Origin of the sequence: Campylobacter sp. IFREMER_LSEM_CL1846, assembly GCF_025772105.1 — a bacterium.
Taxonomy (GTDB): Bacteria; Campylobacterota; Campylobacteria; order Campylobacterales; family Campylobacteraceae; genus Campylobacter_D; species Campylobacter_D lari_D.
Genome location: NZ_JAKMRM010000001.1, coordinates 1 through 20,068 on the forward strand (window position 1 = coordinate 1; position 20,068 = coordinate 20,068).

Below are 20,068 nucleotides of genomic sequence, written 5' to 3' on the forward strand. Positions count from 1 at the left end.
GAAAATATAGAAGAAAATATAGAAGAAAATATAGAAGAAAATATAGAAGAAAATCCTGCCGAAATGGATTCTTTTGATGAATTGCCTATGGTTGAAGAAATGGGCGAAAAAGAGATGAGTTTTGATGATTTGCCTGAGGATGCTCAATTTATAGGGGAAATAAAAGAAGATGATGGTGTTGTAGAAGAAAATGAACCTTTAGTAGAAGAACTTTTAGAAGATGAGGCTATGGATTTTGAGCCTGAAGAAGAATTAAGCACTCAAGATAAAATAAAAGAAGAATTAGCTGCTATTGATGAACTTGATGAAGAATTAAACGATCTTGACGAGGAAACAATGCAAGATTTTGATACTCAAGAAGCAAGTAATAATGAAAATGTGCAGGTTTTAGATTTAGAGGAAAATATAGAGGAAAATATAGAGGAAAATATAGAGGAAAATATAGAGGAAAATATAGAGGAAAATATAGAGGAAAATATAGAGGAAAATATGAGCGAAATTTTAGACGATACACAAGATGAGTTTGCAAATTTAAATGAAAATGATATTATGTTGGCTTTAGGCGAAGAGCTTGCTCCAGCTATTGTAGAAAAGAGAGAAGAAAATAGATTAAGCACTCAAGAAAAAATAGAAAATTTACAAGAAGATGAAATGGTAAATGAGCTTAGTAAGAGTATAGCTCAAACCATTACTTCAAGTATTACTGATGATACTTTAAAGGCAGCCTTGAAAGGTATGAAGATGAATATAAACATCAATATAAGCTTTGATGAGGATAAACATTGAGCGGTCAAATTTTAATTATTTCAGGGCCAAGTGGAGCAGGTAAGAGTACCTTGCTTCAAAAACTTTTTAAAGAAAAAGATAATATTTATTTTTCTATTTCAAGCACAACAAGAGCTCCTAGGGAAAATGAAAAAAATGGAGTAGATTATTTTTTTATCAGTGAAGAAGAATTTAAACAAGGTATAGAAAAAGGTGATTTTTTAGAATGGGCTTTAGTGCATAAAAATTACTATGGTACATCGTTAATTCCTGTAAAAAAAGCATTGCAAGAGGGTAAAAGTGTCATTTTTGATATAGATGTGCAAGGCTTTTGCATAGCTAAAGAAAAAATGCCCGAATATATTACTTCTGTATTTATCACAACTAAAGATAAAAAAGAACTTGAAAAAAGATTGCTTAAGCGAAATACTGATAAAATAGAAGATATTAGCAAAAGATTAGAAAATGCTAGTGATGAAATGGCTTATTTGGATCGATATGATTTTTTAATCATAAATGATGATCTAGAAAAAAGTTATAGGAAGTTAGAAGCAGTTTTTGAAGCTTCAAAATTAAAAAGTACAAAACATGATTTAAAACAAATTCAAATTCAATGGAATAAAGGAGAATAAAATGCATATGCCAAGTGGAACCCAATGGTTAATTATATTACTTATTGTAGTATTACTTTTTGGTGCTAAAAAAATTCCAGAGCTTGCTAAAGGTTTAGGAAAAGGTATTAAAACTTTTAAAGATGAAATGAATACTGATGATGATAAAAAAATCGTTCAAGAAGATGCACAAAAAATTGAAAAAATCAACGAAAAAGATGTGCTAGTAAAAGAAAATAATGAAGAAACAAAAAAAGCTTAAGGCGATATGTTGAAAACTTTAGTTTATAAAGAAATTAAAGAGAAACTAGGAAGAGATTTTATCTTAGAAAATCCTAAGAATAAAAATCTAGCCCATTTTGCTACACCTTTGGCTTTTTCTTTAGCTAAAGAATTAAGGCAAAACCCTATAATAATTGCTAATGATATTGTTGCTAAGTTAAAAGATTGTGATTGTTTTGAAAGTGTAGAGGCTTTAAATGGTTATGTAAATTTTAAGCTTTCAAAGGCTTTTTTAAATTCTTTGGCTACGCAAGCTTTGAGTGATAGTGAAAATTTTGCAAAAGATGAAAAAAAAGAGCAGAGTTTTTTACTTGAATATGTTAGTGCAAATCCAACAGGACCTTTACACATAGGGCATGCTAGAGGGGCTATTTTTGGTGATACTTTAACTAGGGTTGCTAGACATTTAGGGTATAAATTTGATACAGAATATTATGTTAATGATGCGGGTAATCAAATTTATCTTTTGGGTCTTTCTATATTGCTTGCAGTAAAAGAGCATTGTTTAAAAGAGCAAGTTCGATATCCTGATGAGTATTATAAAGGTGAATATATCGTAGATGTAGCAAAAGAGGCTTTTGCTGAATTTGAAAAAGATTTTTTTATAGAAGGAAATATTCCACAATTAGCGCTTTGGGCTAAGGATAAAATGCTAAAAATTATTAAGCAAAATTTAGCCGTTGCTAAGATATTTATTGATACTTATGTGAGTGAAACAAGCTATTATAGTGAATTAGAAAATACTTTAAAAGCTTTAAAAGAGCATGGTGGTACTTATGAGCAAGATGGTAAAATATGGCTTACATCAAGTGCTAAAGGTGATGAAAAAGATCGTGTGATTATTAAAGATGATGGAAGAGGAACTTATCTAGCTGCTGATATAGTTTATCATAAAGATAAAATGAGTCGTGGTTATGATAAGTGTATCAATATATGGGGGGCTGATCATCACGGCTATATAGCTAGAATGAAAGCTGCTATGGAATTTTTAGGTCATGATAGTCAAAATCTTGAAATTATCTTAGCACAAATGGTTTCACTCTTAAAAAATGGCGAGCCTTATAAGATGAGTAAAAGAGCAGGAAATTTCATTTTAATGGGTGATGTTTTAGAAGAACTTGGTAGTGATGTGCTAAGATATATTTTTATCAGTAAAAAATGTGATACGCATTTGGAATTTGATGTAGATGAGTTTAAAAAAGAAGATAGCTCTAATCCTGTGTATTATATTAATTATGCTCATGCGAGAATTCATCAAGTATTTGCCAAAGCAGGTAAGAGTGTAAATGATGTTATATATGCTAAATTTGAGAGTTTAAACGAAGATGGTATGAATCTTTTGTTTGAAAGCTTAAATTTAAAAGCAGTACTTAATGATGCATTCGAATCAAGAGCCTTGCAAAAAATTCCTGATTATTTAAAAAATTTAGCTTCTTTATTTCATAAATTTTATAATGAAAATAAAGTTGTTGGCTCAAGCAATGAAGATGAGCTTTTAAAACTTTTTGCCATATGTGCCTTGAGTATTAAAACAGCTTTTGCGCTTATGGGAATAGAGGCAAAGAATAAAATGAATCACGATTAATTTTGATCGTGATTTTTGCTTTTTTTAATACTTCTTGTCATCATAAAGCTTTGTTCAAAAAATAAAAGCAAGGTTATGCTTACTCCTACTGCTAGAGCTAATGTTACCGAAAGTGTTGTAAAGAAATAATCAAAAAAATGAATCAAAAAATTAGTTTTTTCGCCAATATCCTCTGAGCGTATAAAAGAAATCAAATACAATATAGCTTTGTATGCGTAAATTCCGGGTATCATAGGGATAAGAGCGGGAAAAGCTATAATTTCAGCAGGTGTTTTAAAAATCTTAGCCAAAAACAAACCAATACAACCTATGCTAAAAGAAGCTATAAAGGTCGCAATAGCTAAAGTTTGAAAGCCAAAATATCCCATTAGAGTGAAACGCATACCATGTGCTATGGCGGCTAATATGGCTGAGAGTATGAGTGTTTTAAAGGGTGGATTGCACACATAAGCAAAACCAAATCCTGTTAAAGCTGCAAAAAACATATCCCAAAGTATAGAAGAATAATCAATCATCTTAAAATTCCAAAGTCACTAATGCTAAGAGTGGTATAAATTCCAATAGCAATACAGCATACCAATATCGCCACACTAATAATACGACTAAAACCCATAAGTATGTGATCTTTTAAAATATCTATAATTGAGTTTATAAAATAAACTCCAGGTATTAAATACAAGATACTAGAACCCAAAGCAATATTTGCTTCTTGTATAAGTTTTAAATTTACTCCAAAAAACACAATAAAAGAAGATAAAAAAGAGCAAAAAATATATTGAATTCTTAAATCAATTTTTATTCTAGTGAGTAAAACTCTCAAACTAAAACCAACCAAAGTAGCTAAAAATACAAATAAACATCCATAAAAATCTCCCCCAAATAGCTTACAAAAGGCCGAATTTGCTGCTGAAACTAAAAATAAATTAGCTAAAAAAGGATTTCTTTTGGTTTGTTTGAGTTTTAAAAGAGAAATTTTGGCTTCTTCTAGGTTATATTTATGATCATGAATTTGCCAACTTAATGCACTAAGTTCTAAAATAAGTTTAAAATTAATATGGTTGTGTTTGTTAGGTATGATGTAGGTTCTTTGTATAGAGTTATCATCTTTATCAAAAATATTTAGCGTAGTATGATGAAAGAAAAAATTCATATTAATTTCATAACCATACGCATTAGCTATCCTTCCAACGCATTTTGCTACTCTTGCTGTGTAAGTTCCTGCACTTAGAAAAACGCTAATATATTCGATTAAAAAATTAGTTAAATTTTGAATTGATGGTTTTTGCATAAATATTCTTTAAAATAGTTTTTAAAGATTTTATCAAAATTAAAATATAAAATCTTATAAATTTAAAATATTTTTGTAAAAATATTAAAAACATATGCACTAGGTAATTTAAGGAAGTTAATAAAATTTAAGTGTGATTTTTCTTTTTTTGTATATAAATATAGATAGTTAAAAGCATACTTATAAAAATAATACAAGCAATAATAACAAAATGTAGATATTCTTTAAGTAAGTCTTCATTTTTACCTAAAATATAACCTAATATAAGTAAAATTAAACACCAAATTCCAGCTCCTAAACTAGTATAAAATATAAATTTTTTCAAATTCATTCTTGCAAGTCCAGCAGGTAAAGAAATGTATTGACGCAATCCAGGGATTAATCTACCACTAAATGTTGATATTTCACCATGTTTATTGAAAAAGGCTTCAAACTGAGCAAATTTTGTTTCATTAACTCCAAAATATTTACATATTTTTAAAACAACATTACGCCCTAAAAAATAACATAAGTAATAATTTAATAAAGCACCCAAAAGAGCTCCAAAAGTCCCACAAAGTAGACATAGCCAAAAGTTAAGTTCGTTTTGATGAGCTAAATATCCAGCAGGTATCATGACTACTTCACTAGGAAAAGGAAAAAAGGAGCTTTCTATAAACATAAGAAAGATAATCCCCCAATAACCCCAATCTTTTGCAAGAGTAAGTAAAAAATCTATAATATCACCAAGCATAAACACCCTTTAATTTTTTAAACTAATGATATAAATTTAGTTTTAATGTTTTAAAAATATAGCATGGCTTTTGCACAAATGACTATTAAAATACATAAAATCAATGCAATCAAGTGAGATTTTAAAGGATCTTTTCTTTTTAAAATTTTTATAAAAAACAAAGAATAACAAGTTAAAACTAACATTGTTATTAGCAGCAAAAGCTTGATAAATAAAAATACTCCAAAATTGCTTGCAAAAAAATCCCAAAAAGAATTAAATTCATAAAAACTTAAAAGATAAAAACCACTCAATAAAAGCAAGATAAAAATACTAGCAAAAATAAAAATACTTGACTTGGTATAGGCTTTTTTAATTTTATCGCAATCTTCTTTGCTTTCGTGTTTATAAGCAAAGCAATAAACACAAACATCAAAAAATACATAGGCTATAAAAAATATAGCACAGATAAGATGAATACAAATAAAAATAAAATGCATAACTAATCTCCTTAAAAAATCATAGCACAATTTTAAGGAGATGTAAAATTAAAGTTTTTCTAAAATTTGGATAGTTTTGATTTTATCTCCTGCTCTAATGCTATCTAGTACTTCTAAACTTTCTTTGTCTTCAGGATTGATTTGTCCAAAGATAGTATGCACTCCATCTAAATGAGGTTGTGGGCTGTGACAAATAAAAAATTGTGAACCACCTGTATCTCTACCGGCATGAGCCATAGATAAGCTACCTCTTAAGTGCTTGTGTTTTTGATCGTCACATTCACATTCTATCTCATAACCAGGGCCACCTGAACCTATACCATAAGGGCAGCCACCTTGTATTACAAAATTTGGAATCACGCGGTGAAAAACAAGCTCATCATAAAAACCTTCATTGGCTAAATTAGCAAAATTACACACAGTTTGTGGTGCTTCATCGGGAAATAATTCTAATTTCATATCGCCTTTTTCGGTGCTAATGATAGCAAAATTGTATTTTTTTGCATCTTTTATGTCGATTTTTTTAAGCATTTTTTTTGCTCCTATTCTATGTTGGTATAAACTGCTTGTACATCATCATCATCTTCTAATTTATCAAGCAATTTTTCAATATCAAGAAGTTGCTCTTCGCTAAAGCTTACGGGGTTATTAGCAAGATATTCAAGTCCTGCTTTTTTAAGCACTAAGTCTTTTTTTTCTATGGCGTTACTAAGTTCACCAAAAGCAGTGTAATCACCTATAATTAGTAATTCTTCTTCATTTTGTTCAAGTTCTTCAAGTCCTGCATCAATGAGTTCAAGTTCAAGTTCTTCTAAATCTCCATCATATTTTTCAAGATGAAAAACAGCTTTATGTGAAAACATAAAAGTTAAAGAGCCATTTTGTAAAATTTCTCCACCATTTTTGCTAAAAATTGCTTTTACATTAGCCACTGTGCGTGTAGGATTGTCACTCATACACTCAACAATGATTAAAGCTCCATGTGCTGCTTTTCCCTCATAGTGGATATTTTTAATATCAGCACTATCTTTTCCACTTGCTCTTTTAATAGCTGCATCGATATTGTCTTTTGGCATATTATTAGCTTTTGCAGTAGCTATGGCACTACGAAGCTTTGGATTCATATCAGGATCAGCTCCGCCTTCTTTTGCTGCTACTTGTATAGCCTTTGCAAGTTTTGGAAAAAGTTTGCTCATTTTATCCCATCTTGCTTCTTTAGAGGCTCTGCGATATTCAAACGCTCTTCCCATAAATTCTCTCTTTCTTATATTGTTTTAAAGTTAAAAGTATAAACTAAGAAGTCTAAATTTGATTTTAAAGGAGCAAAAGAGTGATCAGAAAAGCTAGGAAAGATGATGTTAAAAAATGTATACAATTGCTTGCTTTGGCAATGGATCATTTTATATATAAACTTAGTGGCTATAATGATCATCAAAAAGCCATAGAGGTTTTAGAAAATTTCTTCACTCAAGAAAATAATCGTTTAAGCTATGAAAATATATATGTTTATGAAGAAGATAATGAAATTTTAGGTGTGATTTGTTTTTATGATGGGGCTTTGGCAGATGAGCTAGATAAACCTTTAAATGAGCATTTAGAATTTTTAGGAATTAATGAAAAAGTTTTAAAAGAATGTGATAATGAGTTTTATTTAGATAGTATTTGCGTGGATGAAAAGGCAAGAGGGAAAGGTATTGCTAAGAAATTGATTGAATATGCCTTCAATGAAGCTTTGAAAAATGGCAAAAAGCTTTCATTAATCGTAGAAGATGAAAATATAAATGCAAAAATGCTTTATGAAAAAATGGGTTTTAAATTTATAAAAAATAAAATTTTTCACACTCATAAATATGAATACAGAGAAAAAGGAGAATAAATGATTATAAAAACTAAAAATATTAATTGTCAAAGTTGTGTAAATTTAATCAAAGCTTCATTGGAAGATGAATTTGGTGCTATGCAAATAAGTGTTGAAAATAAAAGCATAGAGATTGATTTAAAAGTAGAGCAAGTTGAAGAGTTTAAAAAACAATTGCAAGATTTAGGTTTTGAGACAGATGAAGCATGAGTTAAAGCTAAAAATAGGCAATATGACCTGTGTTAATTGCTCTAATGCTATAGAAAAAGTTTGTGCAAAAATTGATGGGGTAGAAGATGTAAGTGTTTCTTATGTCAATTCTAGTGGAGTGTTTTTGCTTAAAGATTTATCTTTAGAAGCAAAGATCAAAGAAAAAATTAAGGCTTTGGGTTTTGAAATATTACAAGAAGAGCAAAATTTATACGAATTTAAACTCAAAGAGCTTAAAAATATGAAAACAAAGCTTATTGTGAGTATAATTTTAAGCTCTATTGTGATGTATTTTGAAATGTTTGTTCAAGGAAATGTTTCTGCTTTAATTCAAATGTTTTTATCTATGATAGCGATTTTTTATTGCGGAAAAGGTTTTTTTATCCACGCTCTTAAAGGATTAAGGCATAAAAATTTAGATATGAATACCTTGATATCCTTAGGTGCTTTTACTTCTTTTATATATTCTTTTTTTGTGTATTTTGAGGTATTTAGTAAAGATGGTTATTTGTATTTTAGTGGCGGAGCGATGATTGTAAGCTTTGTTTTATTAGGTAAATACTTAGAAGAAAAGGCTAAATTTAAATCCTTAGAATATCAAAACAAATTAAAAAATATAGATATTAAAAAAGCTAATATAATCTTAGAAGATGCAAGTATAAAAAGCATACCTAGTGCTTTTGTAAAAGAAAATGATGTGATTTTAGTGAAAGAGGGTGAAAGCGTTGTTGCTGATGGGGTAATTATAGCAGGCGAGGCTGAGGTTGATGTGAGTTTTTTAACAGGAGAATTTTTACCACTTTTGAAAAAGCAAAATGATGAAATTCTAGCAGGAAGTGTGTTGATTAATGGAAGCTTAAAGATTAAAGCTAGTAAAAAGGCGATTGAAAGCTCATTAGAACAAATTAAAGATCTTGTTTTTAAAGCAGGCAATATCAAAACACCTTTAGCAAATTTAGCTAATAAAATTTCAGCTTATTTTGTAGCTTGTATTATTGTTTTATCGCTTTTTGTGTTTGTTTTTTGGTATTTTAAAGAAGGAGTCAACGCAGCATTTTTACATGCTTGTGCCACTCTTTTAATCTCTTGTCCTTGCGCTTTGGGCTTAGCAACCCCTATAGCCATAGTTAGTGCTTTAGCAAATGGTGCAAGAAATTTTATCTTAGTAAAAAATCCAGCGGTATTAGAGAATTTAGCTAGTATAAAACTTGCTATTTTTGATAAAACAGGCACTTTAAGTCAAGATGATTTAAGTGTTTATAAGCATGATCTAACTCAAGAAAATTTTCAAAAACTCACGCAAATTGAAAATTTAAGCTCACATCTAATCGCAAAGGCTTTTACTAAAAAATTGAATGTAAATTTAAATTTACAAGGAAAATTAAGTGTTTTAGTGGGTAGTGGTTTGCTTTATGAGGAAAATGATGATAAATATTTAATAGGCAATGAAAAATTAATGCTTGAAAATAGTGTTGATATACAAAAAAGCAAGCAATTTTTGCAAGAATTTGAAGATCAAGCACCTATATGTTTGTATTTTGCAAAAAATAATATTTGTCTTGGTGGGGTTTGTTTAAAAAATGAACTTAAAAACGAAGCTAAAAATTTGATAGCAAATTTAAAACAAAAAGGTATAAAAAGTATTATTTTAAGTGGTGATAATAAAAAAAGTGTTACTAAAATAGCAAATGAACTTAATGTTGATGAATATTATTCTGATTTAAAACCTGAGCAAAAACTTGATTTCATAAAAGAAAAAATCAAAAAAGAAAAAGTTCTTTTTATAGGAGATGGTATCAATGATGCTCCTGCTTTAAATTTAGCTAGCGCAAGCATAAGTTTTTCTAAAGCAAGTGAGCTTGCTAAAAAAAGCGGAGATTTGATTTTGATAAAAGATGATTTATCTTTAATAGCTTATTGTTTTGAGCTTTCTCAAAGAACTAAAAATATCATCAAACTTAATCTTTTTTGGGCTTTTGTTTATAATGCTTTATGTATTCCCATTGCGGCAGGTCTTGTGTCATTTATAAGTCTTAGTCCGCATTTGGCAGCTTTAGCAATGTGTTTTAGTTCGGTAACGGTTGTAGTCAATTCTTTAAGATTGCGTTAGATATTTCAGTTTTATTTAATATTTGTTGTATTATATTAATATAATTTTAACAAAAAGGAGTATTTAATGAATTGCAATTGTAGTTTTTCTATGATGAGTGTAATAAGATATTCTAAAATGATTATCTTGCTTACCGTTGCCTCTTTGGCTGCTATTGTTGTTTTTGGTAATATAACTGATTATAATTCAAATTTTCAGTTTGTAAAACATGTTATGAGTATGGATACTAAGCCTGATTATTTAGGTAATGCTATTGTTTATAGGGCTATTACAAATTCTACGATCCATCATATTGCCTATACCTTTATTATTTGTTTTGAAGCTTTTATTATGCTGACTGCTTTAAAAGGTGCTTTAGATATGTTTAAAGCAAGAAATTTAGATGCAAAAACTTTCCATGAAGCTAAAAAATTTGGAATCATTGCTTTAACTTGTTGTTGTTTGTTATGGTTTTTTGGTTTTCAAGTAGTGGCTGCAGAGTGGTTTGGCATGTGGATGAGTAAAACTTGGAATGGTTTGCCTGATGCTACTAGATTAGTAACCTATATGCTTTTAGCATTAGTTTATATTAGTATTAAAAACGATGATTAAATCACAAACTCTCTGTTGAGGGTTTGTGAAAAATATAAAATGTTTTTATAATGATTGAGCTTGTAAATATTTATTTCTTCTTTTTTTGTAATTATTCCATAATTTAAAAAACAAGAGAATTAAAGCTAGACTCAGTGCTAAAAAATGTGGAATTTGCGGTATTTTTGCAGATAAAAAATAATGCCAAGATGCTAGTAAAAAGCAAAAATAGCCAAGTTTTCTTATCTTGCTTAATTTTTTAAAAAGCTTAAATGAGCTTATAAACATAAGTGTGAGTATGAAAAAGCTTATAAAACCACTAAATTCTAAATTTTTACTAAAAGTATCTTTGAAAAAAAGCATTAAATCTAAATTTTTACTAAAAGCAAAGTAATTAAAAAAGTGAATCAAAGCCCAAAAAAATGCATAAAAACCTAAAAATTTAGGGTAATCTTTTGTGTGTTTATACTTTAAAAGTGAAAAAAATAGGCTTAATCCAAAAAAGATTAAGCCAAATACACCACTATAAAAATATACAGATTTTACAATATCAAATTCTTGCATGATTTGATAAACACTAAAAACAATACTTAAAACAAAAGCTAAAAATCCACTGATATTATAAACTTTTTTGCTCATTAAAAATTAACCTTTAAATCCATATCTTTATACAAATGCGCTACTTCTTTTTCATAGCCATTAAATATCTGTGTAGGCTTAGTGAAAAAATCTCCCAAAGGACGCTCATTTGCTTGAGACCATCTTGGGTGAGAGACATTTGGATTAACATTAGCATAAAATCCATATTCTCTAGGGTTTGCTAGCTCCCATGTGGTTTTGGGTTGTTCTTTGGTAAATTCTATTTTTGCAATAGATTTTATACTTTTAAAGCCATACTTCCATGGAACTACAAGGCGAATCGGTGCTCCATTTTGTCCTAATAAAGGCTTTTTATACATACCCACAGCCATAAGTGTTAGTGGGTGCATAGCCTCATCTAATCTTAAGCCTTCTACATAAGGATAATCAAGAGTTGGAAAAAATGAGGCTTGATCAGCAAATTGATTTTTATCAAAAAGAGTGGTAAATTTTATAAATTTAGCTTCACTTTTAACTTTACATTTTTCTATTAAAGCACGCAATTCAAAACCAACCCAAGGCACCACCATGGACCAAGTTTCAACACAGCGAAATCTATAAATTCTCTCTTCTAATGGAAAAGCCAATAAATCTTGCATAGTTAAAGTCAAAGGTTCTTCAACTTCCCCGCTAACTTCTATTTTCCAACCATTTGTGTTGAAATTTTTTGCAAGCTCAACAGCTCTTTTTTTATCAGTAGAAAATTCATAAAAATTAACATAATTAGTTGCAATTTTTTCTTCACTTAAATTTAATTTTTCATTATTAGGATCAGGAAAGAAATTTAATGCCATTAATTCAGATTGAACTAAAGCTGAACTAACTAAAGCTCCAGCACCTAGTTTTAAAAAATGGCGTCTTTTGTTATATAATTGTTCGTTTGTGATATTCATGAAGCATCCTTTATATATTTTGTGATATTAAAACATATAAAGGAAAATAGAAGGATAATTTTTATTATTTTATAAAAAATATTTTTAAAAAATTACCTCATTATTTTCAGATAGAGCAGGGTTGTTTTTTGGAAATGGAGAAGTATTGGTGTAGTACTCTCTTTGTTTTTCATAAATTCCTTGATAAACCCCTTTTGGGATGATAAATTTTCTAGCGCTATCAGGATAAAGTTCTAAGTATTTTGTTAAAAATTCTTTAAAAACCGGCGCAGCAGTTCTTGCCCCACCTTCTATTTGTTTCATAGGCTTATTATCATCATTTCCATACCAAATGATAGCTTCTATTTCAGGAGTTAAGCCACAAAACCACGCATCAATGCTTTTATTTGAAGTGCCTGTTTTTCCAGCTATTTCAATCCCTTCTACTCTAGCATTACGCCCAGTGCCTTTTTTTACAACATTTTGCATCATATCATTGACTAAAAAGGCTTGTTCAGGTTCGCTGATTTTTCTTTCTCCAGAATTAAATTCTACTACTATTTTACCATTTTTATCGATTACTCTTTTAATGAGTAATAAGTCTTTTTGCACACCATAGTTTCCAAATACCGTGTAAAGTTTAGCATAATCATAAATGGAAATTCCAAAGCTACCCAAAACTATAGATAAATCAACCGGTATGTTTTCAAAGCCCATAAATTGAAGCTTATCGTGGATTACATCAAGTCCTAGGGCAAGAGCTAAATTTATGGTAGCTAGGTTTCTTGAGCCAGTTAGCGCTTCTTTTAAACTTATGAGTCCTAGAAATTTTCCACCATAATTTTTAGGTTTCCAATCTTTCTCATCTTTTTTAGTACTTTCAAAAATTCTTGAAATATCAGCAACCTTACTCATAGGAGAATAGCCCATGTCAATGGCAATTTGATATAAGAAAGGCTTAAAAGAACTCCCCGGTTGTCTTAAGCTTTGAGTGGCGCGGTTGAAATTACTTTTTGTGTAATTTACCCCGCCAACTAAGGCTAAAATGTCTCCATTTTGATGATTTGCTACTATCATAGCTCCATTGAGTGTGCTTAAATTTGCATCTTTATCTCTTTTAACTATTTCATCATAGCCAAATTTTAAGGCTTCTCTTGCAATATTTTGCACATCAAGATCAATGGCAAGTTCTATTTTGTAGCCACCACTTTTTAAGTCTTTAATCCCGCTTAGTTGTTTTAAAACTTCTTGAGTTACATAAGGAGCTGCATTTTGTGTTAAGGTATCATCATATACTTTTGGAATTTCTTTTAAGGCATTTTCATACTCTTCTTTAGAAATCCAACCAAGATTATACATCCTTTGTACTACGCTATTTGCTCTAGCTAAAGAAAGATCTAAATGTCTAGTAGGATCATAAGTACTTGGAGCCTTTGGCATACCTACCAAAATGGCAATTTCTTTTAAGCTAAGCTCATCTAAATTTTTTCTAAAATACCCAAGCGCAGCAGTTTTTACTCCATAATATCCATGTCCAAAGAAGATGAAATTTAAATATCTTTCTAAAATTTGCTCTTTAGTTAAAGTACTTTCTATCTTATATGCAAGCAAAGCTTCTTTTAGCTTTCTGCTCAAAGTACGCTCAGGAGTTAATTCTGTATTTTTTATGAATTGTTGAGTAAGAGTGGAAGCTCCTTCCATGGTTTTTCCACCGCTTCTTATGATTTTAATAGCTGCTCTAAAAATTGCATCTATATTAACCCCACCATGTTCAAAAAAGCTAGTATCTTCAATGGCTACCAAAGCTTCTATAAGTCTTGGTGGAAGTTCTTCATAAGGAGCATAAAAGCGGTGTTGCTCAAAAACATTTGCAACTAATTTTCCATTTTTATCAAAAATTTGTGTTGTAAGAGGCGGTTTGTAATCTTTAAAGGTGTATTGATTTAAATCAGAATCAGAAAACAAATATGCAATAAATATAAAAACTCCAACCATACATACTATACAAAAAGAAAGAAATATTTTTAAAATTTTTATCATAAAAATGCTTTCAAAAGTTCTATATTAAGCCCTAGTGCTGTACTTTGATGGCCTATGATTTTTTTAATGTATTTTTTATGAAATCCCTCACACATCACAGCACCGGCTTTACCTTGATAAAGTTTTGAATCAATGTATTCTTGCATATCTTTTAAATCAAATTTATCTAAGATCAAATCACACTTGCTAAGATTAAAAATCTTTTTATCTTCTAAAACTAAAATCATCGCGTTTAAAACGCTAATGCTTTTGCCACTTTGCAAATTGAGCATATTAAAAGCCTCATTGTCGCTTTTAGCTTTAGTTAGAATGATATTTTGAGCACAAACTATGCTATCAGCAAATAAAACATTTTTTAAGTCAGGATATTTTGTAAAAAATTGTCTTTCTTTTTCTAAAACAATTTTTTGCACATAAGAGCTTGGATTATCTTTTTTTATTAAACTCTCATCATAATCGATAATAATTTGCTCAAAAGTGATATTTGCTTCTTTTAATAAAGCAACGCGTGAAGGCGAACTTGAAGCTAAATAAAGCATTAAGCAAGACTTTCTTCTATGATTTTTCTAGCATGATCAAGCGCTTGTTCTATTTTACTTGTATCTTTACCGCCAGCTGTTGCAAAATCATCTCTACCGCCACCGTTTCCACCAAGCATTTGTGCAATTTCTTTTACCAAAACACCAGCTTTTAACGAAGTGTCTTTAACACCTGCTGCTATGATAATCTTACCTTCTTTTTCTTGTAAAAGTAAAATTACAGCTTTGTTAAATTTGTTTTTAAACTCATCTATCATAGTTTTTATATCACCACTATCTATTTTTTGTACACAATATTGAATGCCATTTAGTTCTTTAGAATTTAATTCTGCTTTGCTTGAATTTTTTAATTCATTTTTTAAACTAGCTATTTCATTTTTTAATTTTGCTACATAGCTTAAAATATCATGAGTTTTTAACTCTTCTTTAACTTGGTTTAGCTCTTTTAAATTTTCACTAACATAATCAAGTGCAGCTTTACTTACCACCGCTTCTATCCTTCTAACCCCAGCACTAACACCACTTTCTTTGATGATGTAAAAACTTCCTATTTCAGAGCTATTTTTCACATGAGTACCACCGCAAAGCTCTTTGCTAGCTCCTAGGGTTAAAACTCTTACTTTTTCTTGATATTTTTCACTAAATAAAGCTATTGCACCACTTTTTTTAGCTTCATCTAAAGCTAAAATTTCAATTTTAGCTTCATTTGCTTGCATGATGTAAGTATTTACCAAAGCTTCTATTTGCTTTAATTCTTCTTTATTTAGAGCCTTTGGATGAGTAAAATCAAATCTTAATTTATTATGTTCTACCAAAGAACCTGCTTGGCTAATGTGTGAGCCAAGAATTTCTCTTAAAGCATGGTGTAATAAATGTGTCGCACTATGATGTCTTGCGATTTGTTCTCTTTTTTTAGTATCTATGCAAGCTAACACTTCATCGTTTGTTTTAAGATCTTGTTTTAATTTCACTTGACTAAGATTAATATCAAAGAATTTTTGTGTATCTAAAACCTCATTTTCATTGATAAAGCCTATATCAGCACTTTGCCCTCCACTTGTTGCATAAAATGGAGTTTTTTCAAGCATTAACCACGCTATATCTCCTGCCTTAGCTTCGGTTGTGATTTTAAAATTTTCATCCAAAATAGCCATGATTTTAGTTTTTTCTTCATAATTTTCATAGCCACTAAAAGCATTTTTGCCAAATTTTTCTAATAAAACTTTAAAGTCCCCGCTAACTGCTTTATCCCCACTTCCTTTCCAAGAAGCCTTAGCTCTATCTTTTTGTTCTTGCATAAGCTCATTAAATTTAGCCTCATCTATACTAAGATTTTTTTCTCTTAGCATATCTTGGGTTAAATCAAGCGGAAAACCATAAGTATCATAAAGTTTAAAAGCTACTTCACCACTAAAAATATCTTTAGTTTTTTTAAGTTCTTCGTTAAAAATTTCTATACCATTTTCAATAGTGCTTAAAAATCTTTCTTCTTCTAGTTTGATTTGTTCTTTAATAAATTCTTTTTTTTCATTTAAGTAAGTATAATGCCTACCCATTAACTCACAAACTACATCTACAAGCTCATACATAAAAGCTCTTTTAAGACCTAACAAATATCCATGTCTTAAGGCACGACGCATAATTCTTCTTAAAACATAGCCCCTGCCTTCTTTATCAAACCCAACTCCTTGAGCAAGTAAAAATACACTTGATCTTATATGATCAGCAATTACTCTATAACTAGCTCCGCTTTCATAAGTATAAGTTTTATCGCAAAGTTTTGCAATACTCTCAATAATAGGCATAAACAAAGAACTATCAAAATTACTAAATTTTCCTTCTTTTATAGCACTAACTCTTTCAAGCCCCATGCCTGTATCAATACTTGGTTTTGGTAATGGAGTAAGCGTGCCATCAGCACTTCTTTCATACTGCATAAAAACTAGGTTCCAAATTTCTAAGAACCTATCTCCATCTCCACCCATATAATCTTCACTAGAATTAAAATGCTCAGCGCCTTGATCATAAAAAATTTCACTACAAGGCCCGCATGGTCCAGTATCGCCCATTTGCCAGAAATTATCTTTATCGCCAAATTTATAAATTCTTTCTTTTTCTATATGTTTTTGCCAAAGCTCATATGCTTCATCATCACTTTCATGAACGGTTACATATAATCTTTCTTTAGGTAATTTTAAAACTTCAGTTACGAATTCCCAAGCATAAGCAATGGCTTGTTCTTTAAAATAATCTCCAAAACTAAAATTCCCAAGCATTTCAAAGAAAGTATGATGTCTTGCCGTATAGCCTACATTGTCTAAGTCATTATGTTTTCCACCGGCTCTTATACAAGTTTGACAGCTTGTTTTACGCGGAGGATTAGGGCGTGGTACTTCTCCGGTAAATATGCTTTTAAAAGGTACCATACCTGCATTAGTAAAAAGTAAAGTTGCATCATCAGGTACCAAAGGGCTTGAAGGAGTGATTTCATGTCCTTTTGATTTAAAAAATTCTAAATATTCTTTTCTTATATCCATAGATTTTCCTAGCTAGTTTTTTGCTTAAAATAATACCAAAAATACTTTAAATTAAGTAAAACTATCTTATAATCATGATTTTAAATTTATAAGGTTAATATAATGAAAATTCCTTTTATAGACTTAAATGCTCAATATAATGCTTATAAAAATGAAATCGATGAGGCTATTGGTGAAGTTTTACAAAGCACCTCTTTTATAGGTGGTGCAAAATTAGAAGAATTTGAAAATAATTTGGCTAAATATGTAGGTGTCAAACATGCAATAGGCTGTTCAAGTGGCACAAGTGCATTATTTTTAGCCTTGATGGCTTTGGGTGTGGGTAAAAATGATGAGGTAATAGTGCCAAGTTTTACCTTTATAGCTACGGCTGAAATGGTTGCTCTAATCGGCGCTAAGCCCGTTTTTGTAGATATTGATTTTAAAGATTATAATCTTAGTTTAGAAAAAGTTCAAAGTGCTATCACGCCTAAAACTAAAGCTGTAATTGCTGTGAGTATTTTTGGGCTTATGCCTGATATGTTTGCTTTAAAAGAACTTTGTAAAAGTCAAAACATCGCTTTGATAGAAGATAGCGCACAAAGTTTTGGAGCTAGTCAAAAGGGTGTAAAATCATGTGTTATAGCTGATATATCTTGCACAAGCTTTTTTCCGTCTAAGCCTTTAGGTGCTTATGGAGATGGCGGGGCGATTTTTACCCAAGATGATGAATTAGCGCAAAAAATAAAAATTTATTTAAATCATGGACAAGTGCAAAGATATAAGCATAAATACATCGGTATTAATGGAAGGCTTGATACCATCCAAGCGGCTGTTTTAAATGTGAAATTAAAATACTTAGATGAAGAGATTAAAAAAAGAGAAGTAATAGCAAAAGTTTATGATGAAAATTTAAAAAATTGTATTTTACCGCCAAGAAAAGATGATTTTGTGAGTGCTTGGGCTCAATATAGCGTGCGTGTAAAGAATAGAGAAAAATTCATGCAAAAATTACAAGAGCAAGGTATACCTACTGCGGTGCATTATCCTTTGGGGCTTCATTTGCAAGAAGCTTTCGATTATCTTGCTCATAAAAAAGGTGATTTGCCAAATACAGAGCTATTAAGTGATGAAATTTTATCCTTACCTATGAGTGCGTTTTTAAAAGAAGAACACCAAATTAGAGTGATTGAGGCTTTTAAATGAAAATAGGGCTTATAGGCCTTGGTAAAATGGGTAAAAATCATTTAAGAGAACTCGAGCGTAATTTAAAAGTAAAAGAAATTCATCTTTATGATCCTTTCTGTAAAGATAAATTTAAACACTTTTTTCATAAAAATTTTGATGATTTTTTAGCACAAAATCTTGATGGTGTTATCATTGCTACGCCTACTCATACGCATTTAGATATAGCTTTAAAGGTTTTTCCTAAAATAAAAAATATTTTGATAGAAAAACCTTTGGCATTAAATGTAGATGAAATTTTAATTTTAGAGCAAAAAGCTAGAGAAAATAAAGTCAGAGTAGGGGTGGGCTTTTGTGAGAGATTTAATCCGGCTATTTTAACTTTAAAAGAAAAACTTTTAGAAGATGATATTATAAGTATTAACATACAAAGAATTTCTCCTTATCCACAAAGAATAAATGATGTGGGTGTTTTAAGTGATCTTAGTGTGCATGATATTGACTTAGTTAGATTTTTAAGTCAAGAACAAATTTTAAAAGCAAATATTTATAAAAGCTTTCATCATGATAAATTTGAAGATGAGGTAATGATAGGTTTAAAATTGGAAAATATTTTAGCAAATATCCATGATAGTTGGAATGGACAATGCATTATAAGAAAGATCACACTTTTAGGTAAAAAACATACTTATGAACTTGATCTTAAAAATTTTGAACTTTTTATTAATATGCAAAAAATTCCAAATTTATATAAAAATTCTCCTTTATATGCTGAGCATGAGGCTTTTTTTGAGTTTTTACAAAATGGGGTTTGTGAAAATTTGGCTAGCATTGAAGATGCTTTGAGAGTACAAGAAATTTTAGAAAGTGTTTGATAGTGAAATATGTCTTTTTTTTAAATATGGGTGGAGTGAATAAACTTGACGAATGTGAAGTTTTTTTAAAAAATATGTTTAATGATCCTTATATTTTAGGGATAAAAAATGTTTTTTTAAGAAAATTTGTAGCTTTTATGATAAGAAAATCAAGATTAAAAGCTATGAAACAAAACTATGAAAAAATGGGTGGGAAATCCCCGCTTACTCAAATCACACAAAGTTTATGTGATAAATTAAATTCTAAAACTAGAGAATATAAATTTGATTTTATTAGTCTTTATGTACCACCTTTTGCAAATGAGGTTTTTTCAAAATATGATTTTAAGCAAAATGACGAAATTATTTTATTTCCTCTGTATCCTCATCATTCTAAAACCACTGTAACTAGTTCTTTAGAAGTAGTGGAAAATGAGCTAAGAAATATCCAAAACCAAGTTAATGTAAAAATCATTGATGTTTTTTATAAAGATGAACTTTATAATGAAATGATTATAAAGCATATTTTAGAAAAAAAAAGAGAATACGATTATAAAACTTTGATTTTTTCTGCGCATTCTTTACCGCTTTCAGTAATTAAAAAAGGTGATTTGTATGAAAAACATGTGCAAGAGCATGTGGATATTTTAAAAGGAAAACTTAAAAATAAATTTGACCAAATCATTTTATCATATCAATCAAAACTAGGTCCAGTTAAATGGCTTGAGCCTAACACAAGTGATATTTTAGAAAGTTTAGATCAAAAAGCTTTGATTTATCCTATATCTTTTTGTATAGATTGCTCTGAAACGATTTTTGAGCTTGGAGTTGAATATAGGCACTTAGCAAAAAGCGATTATGAGCTTATTAAATGTCCTAATGATAGTGATGAGTTTATAGAGTTTATTTTAAATCAAGTAAAAATATAGTTT

21 protein-coding genes and 1 pseudogene are annotated in these 20,068 nt (G+C 29.7%); 11 read left to right on the forward strand and 11 right to left on the reverse strand.

The features are described 5' to 3' along the window. The 4 genes and pseudogenes from L8W40_RS00005 to argS form a co-directional block, all read left to right on the forward strand. Window positions 1-786: pseudogene (locus tag L8W40_RS00005) on the forward strand (hypothetical protein); the annotation flags it as partial. Then, a complete protein-coding gene (gene gmk / locus L8W40_RS00010) occupies window positions 783-1,397 on the forward strand; it encodes a guanylate kinase (protein WP_263664352.1) in 615 nt (204 codons plus the stop codon). The pseudogene L8W40_RS00005 and the gene gmk, both read left to right, overlap by 4 nt. 1 nt (window position 1,398) lies before the next feature. Beyond that, window positions 1,399-1,638, forward strand: coding sequence for a twin-arginine translocase TatA/TatE family subunit (locus tag L8W40_RS00015; RefSeq protein WP_133318671.1), 240 nt, complete (start codon window positions 1,399-1,401; stop codon window positions 1,636-1,638). 6 nt (window positions 1,639-1,644) lie between these two features. After that, window positions 1,645-3,243 (forward strand): arginine--tRNA ligase, encoded by a 1,599-nt coding sequence (gene argS / locus L8W40_RS00020; RefSeq protein ID WP_412175449.1) that lies wholly within the window; start codon window positions 1,645-1,647, stop codon window positions 3,241-3,243. Here argS and L8W40_RS00025 read toward each other — a convergent pair. The 6 genes from L8W40_RS00025 to L8W40_RS00050 all read right to left on the reverse strand — a co-directional run bounded on the left by L8W40_RS00025 (window position 3,240) and on the right by L8W40_RS00050 (window position 6,993). Then, window positions 3,240-3,758, reverse strand: a complete 519-nt coding sequence (locus tag L8W40_RS00025; protein ID WP_263664354.1) for a threonine/serine exporter family protein — start codon at window positions 3,756-3,758, stop codon at window positions 3,240-3,242. The genes argS and L8W40_RS00025 overlap by 4 nt on opposite strands. Continuing rightward, on the reverse strand, window positions 3,755-4,531 hold the full coding sequence (locus L8W40_RS00030; RefSeq protein ID WP_263664355.1) for a threonine/serine ThrE exporter family protein: 777 nt from the start codon (window positions 4,529-4,531) through the stop codon (window positions 3,755-3,757). Before L8W40_RS00030 ends, L8W40_RS00025 begins: the two co-directional genes overlap by 4 nt. A 127-nt stretch (window positions 4,532-4,658) precedes the next feature. After that, complete coding sequence (locus tag L8W40_RS00035) at window positions 4,659-5,264, reverse strand: DedA family protein (protein WP_263660152.1); 606 nt, start codon at window positions 5,262-5,264, stop codon at window positions 4,659-4,661. Between the two features lie 50 nt (window positions 5,265-5,314). Next, window positions 5,315-5,743, reverse strand: a complete 429-nt coding sequence (locus tag L8W40_RS00040) for a trehalose-6-phosphate synthase (protein WP_263664356.1) — start codon at window positions 5,741-5,743, stop codon at window positions 5,315-5,317. Between the two features lie 48 nt (window positions 5,744-5,791). Then, the gene (locus L8W40_RS00045; protein WP_133318677.1) at window positions 5,792-6,274 is read right to left on the reverse strand and encodes a peptidylprolyl isomerase; all 483 of its coding nucleotides are present in this window, start codon (window positions 6,272-6,274) and stop codon (window positions 5,792-5,794) included. 11 nt (window positions 6,275-6,285) lie between these two features. Then, window positions 6,286-6,993 (reverse strand): YebC/PmpR family DNA-binding transcriptional regulator, encoded by a 708-nt coding sequence (locus L8W40_RS00050; protein ID WP_263659021.1) that lies wholly within the window; start codon window positions 6,991-6,993, stop codon window positions 6,286-6,288. A gap of 80 nt (window positions 6,994-7,073) precedes the next feature. On the opposite strand from L8W40_RS00050, the gene L8W40_RS00055 reads away from it, so the two are divergent. The 4 genes from L8W40_RS00055 to L8W40_RS00070 all read left to right on the forward strand — a co-directional run bounded on the left by L8W40_RS00055 (window position 7,074) and on the right by L8W40_RS00070 (window position 10,512). Beyond that, entirely contained in the window at window positions 7,074-7,619 is a 546-nt protein-coding gene (locus L8W40_RS00055; RefSeq protein ID WP_263664357.1) for a GNAT family N-acetyltransferase, read from the forward strand. Continuing rightward, entirely contained in the window at window positions 7,620-7,811 is a 192-nt protein-coding gene (locus tag L8W40_RS00060; RefSeq protein ID WP_263661033.1) for a cation transporter, read from the forward strand. Further along, entirely contained in the window at window positions 7,801-9,921 is a 2,121-nt protein-coding gene (locus tag L8W40_RS00065; protein ID WP_263664358.1) for a heavy metal translocating P-type ATPase, read from the forward strand. The genes L8W40_RS00060 and L8W40_RS00065 overlap by 11 nt, the downstream gene beginning before the upstream one ends. Before the next feature lie 66 nt (window positions 9,922-9,987). Next, on the forward strand, window positions 9,988-10,512 hold the full coding sequence (locus L8W40_RS00070; RefSeq protein ID WP_263664359.1) for a DUF2165 family protein: 525 nt from the start codon (window positions 9,988-9,990) through the stop codon (window positions 10,510-10,512). 45 nt (window positions 10,513-10,557) lie between these two features. Here the strand turns inward: L8W40_RS00070 and L8W40_RS00075 are convergent, their stop codons facing one another. The 5 genes from L8W40_RS00075 to alaS all read right to left on the reverse strand — a co-directional run bounded on the left by L8W40_RS00075 (window position 10,558) and on the right by alaS (window position 17,118). Further along, window positions 10,558-11,130, reverse strand: coding sequence for a sulfite oxidase heme-binding subunit YedZ (locus L8W40_RS00075; protein ID WP_263664360.1), 573 nt, complete (start codon window positions 11,128-11,130; stop codon window positions 10,558-10,560). Then, on the reverse strand, window positions 11,130-12,023 hold the full coding sequence (msrP, locus tag L8W40_RS00080; protein WP_263664361.1) for a protein-methionine-sulfoxide reductase catalytic subunit MsrP: 894 nt from the start codon (window positions 12,021-12,023) through the stop codon (window positions 11,130-11,132). The genes L8W40_RS00075 and msrP overlap by 1 nt, the downstream gene beginning before the upstream one ends. Window positions 12,024-12,107: 84 nt before the next feature. Further along, window positions 12,108-14,039: a PBP1A family penicillin-binding protein gene (locus tag L8W40_RS00085; RefSeq protein WP_263664474.1), complete on the reverse strand. Its 1,932-nt coding sequence runs from the start codon at window positions 14,037-14,039 to the stop codon at window positions 12,108-12,110. Continuing rightward, a complete protein-coding gene (gene maf, locus L8W40_RS00090) occupies window positions 14,039-14,581 on the reverse strand; it encodes a septum formation inhibitor Maf (protein WP_263664362.1) in 543 nt (180 codons plus the stop codon). The genes L8W40_RS00085 and maf overlap by 1 nt, the downstream gene beginning before the upstream one ends. After that, complete coding sequence (gene alaS / locus L8W40_RS00095) at window positions 14,581-17,118, reverse strand: alanine--tRNA ligase (RefSeq protein WP_263664363.1); 2,538 nt, start codon at window positions 17,116-17,118, stop codon at window positions 14,581-14,583. Before alaS ends, maf begins: the two co-directional genes overlap by 1 nt. A 108-nt stretch (window positions 17,119-17,226) precedes the next feature. Here alaS and L8W40_RS00100 point away from each other — a divergent pair, with 108 nt between their 5' ends. From L8W40_RS00100 to hemH, 3 genes are read left to right on the forward strand one after another with little or no spacing between them, the layout of a single operon-like run. Then, window positions 17,227-18,303 carry a DegT/DnrJ/EryC1/StrS family aminotransferase gene (locus L8W40_RS00100; protein ID WP_263664475.1) on the forward strand — a complete coding sequence of 359 codons (1,077 nt, stop codon included), beginning with the start codon at window positions 17,227-17,229 and terminating at the stop codon, window positions 18,301-18,303. Then, entirely contained in the window at window positions 18,300-19,157 is an 858-nt protein-coding gene (locus L8W40_RS00105; RefSeq protein WP_263664364.1) for a Gfo/Idh/MocA family protein, read from the forward strand. The genes L8W40_RS00100 and L8W40_RS00105 overlap by 4 nt, the downstream gene beginning before the upstream one ends. A gap of 2 nt (window positions 19,158-19,159) precedes the next feature. Further along, a complete protein-coding gene (gene hemH, locus L8W40_RS00110; protein ID WP_263664365.1) occupies window positions 19,160-20,065 on the forward strand; it encodes a ferrochelatase in 906 nt (301 codons plus the stop codon). Window positions 20,066-20,068: the final 3 nt, after the last annotated feature.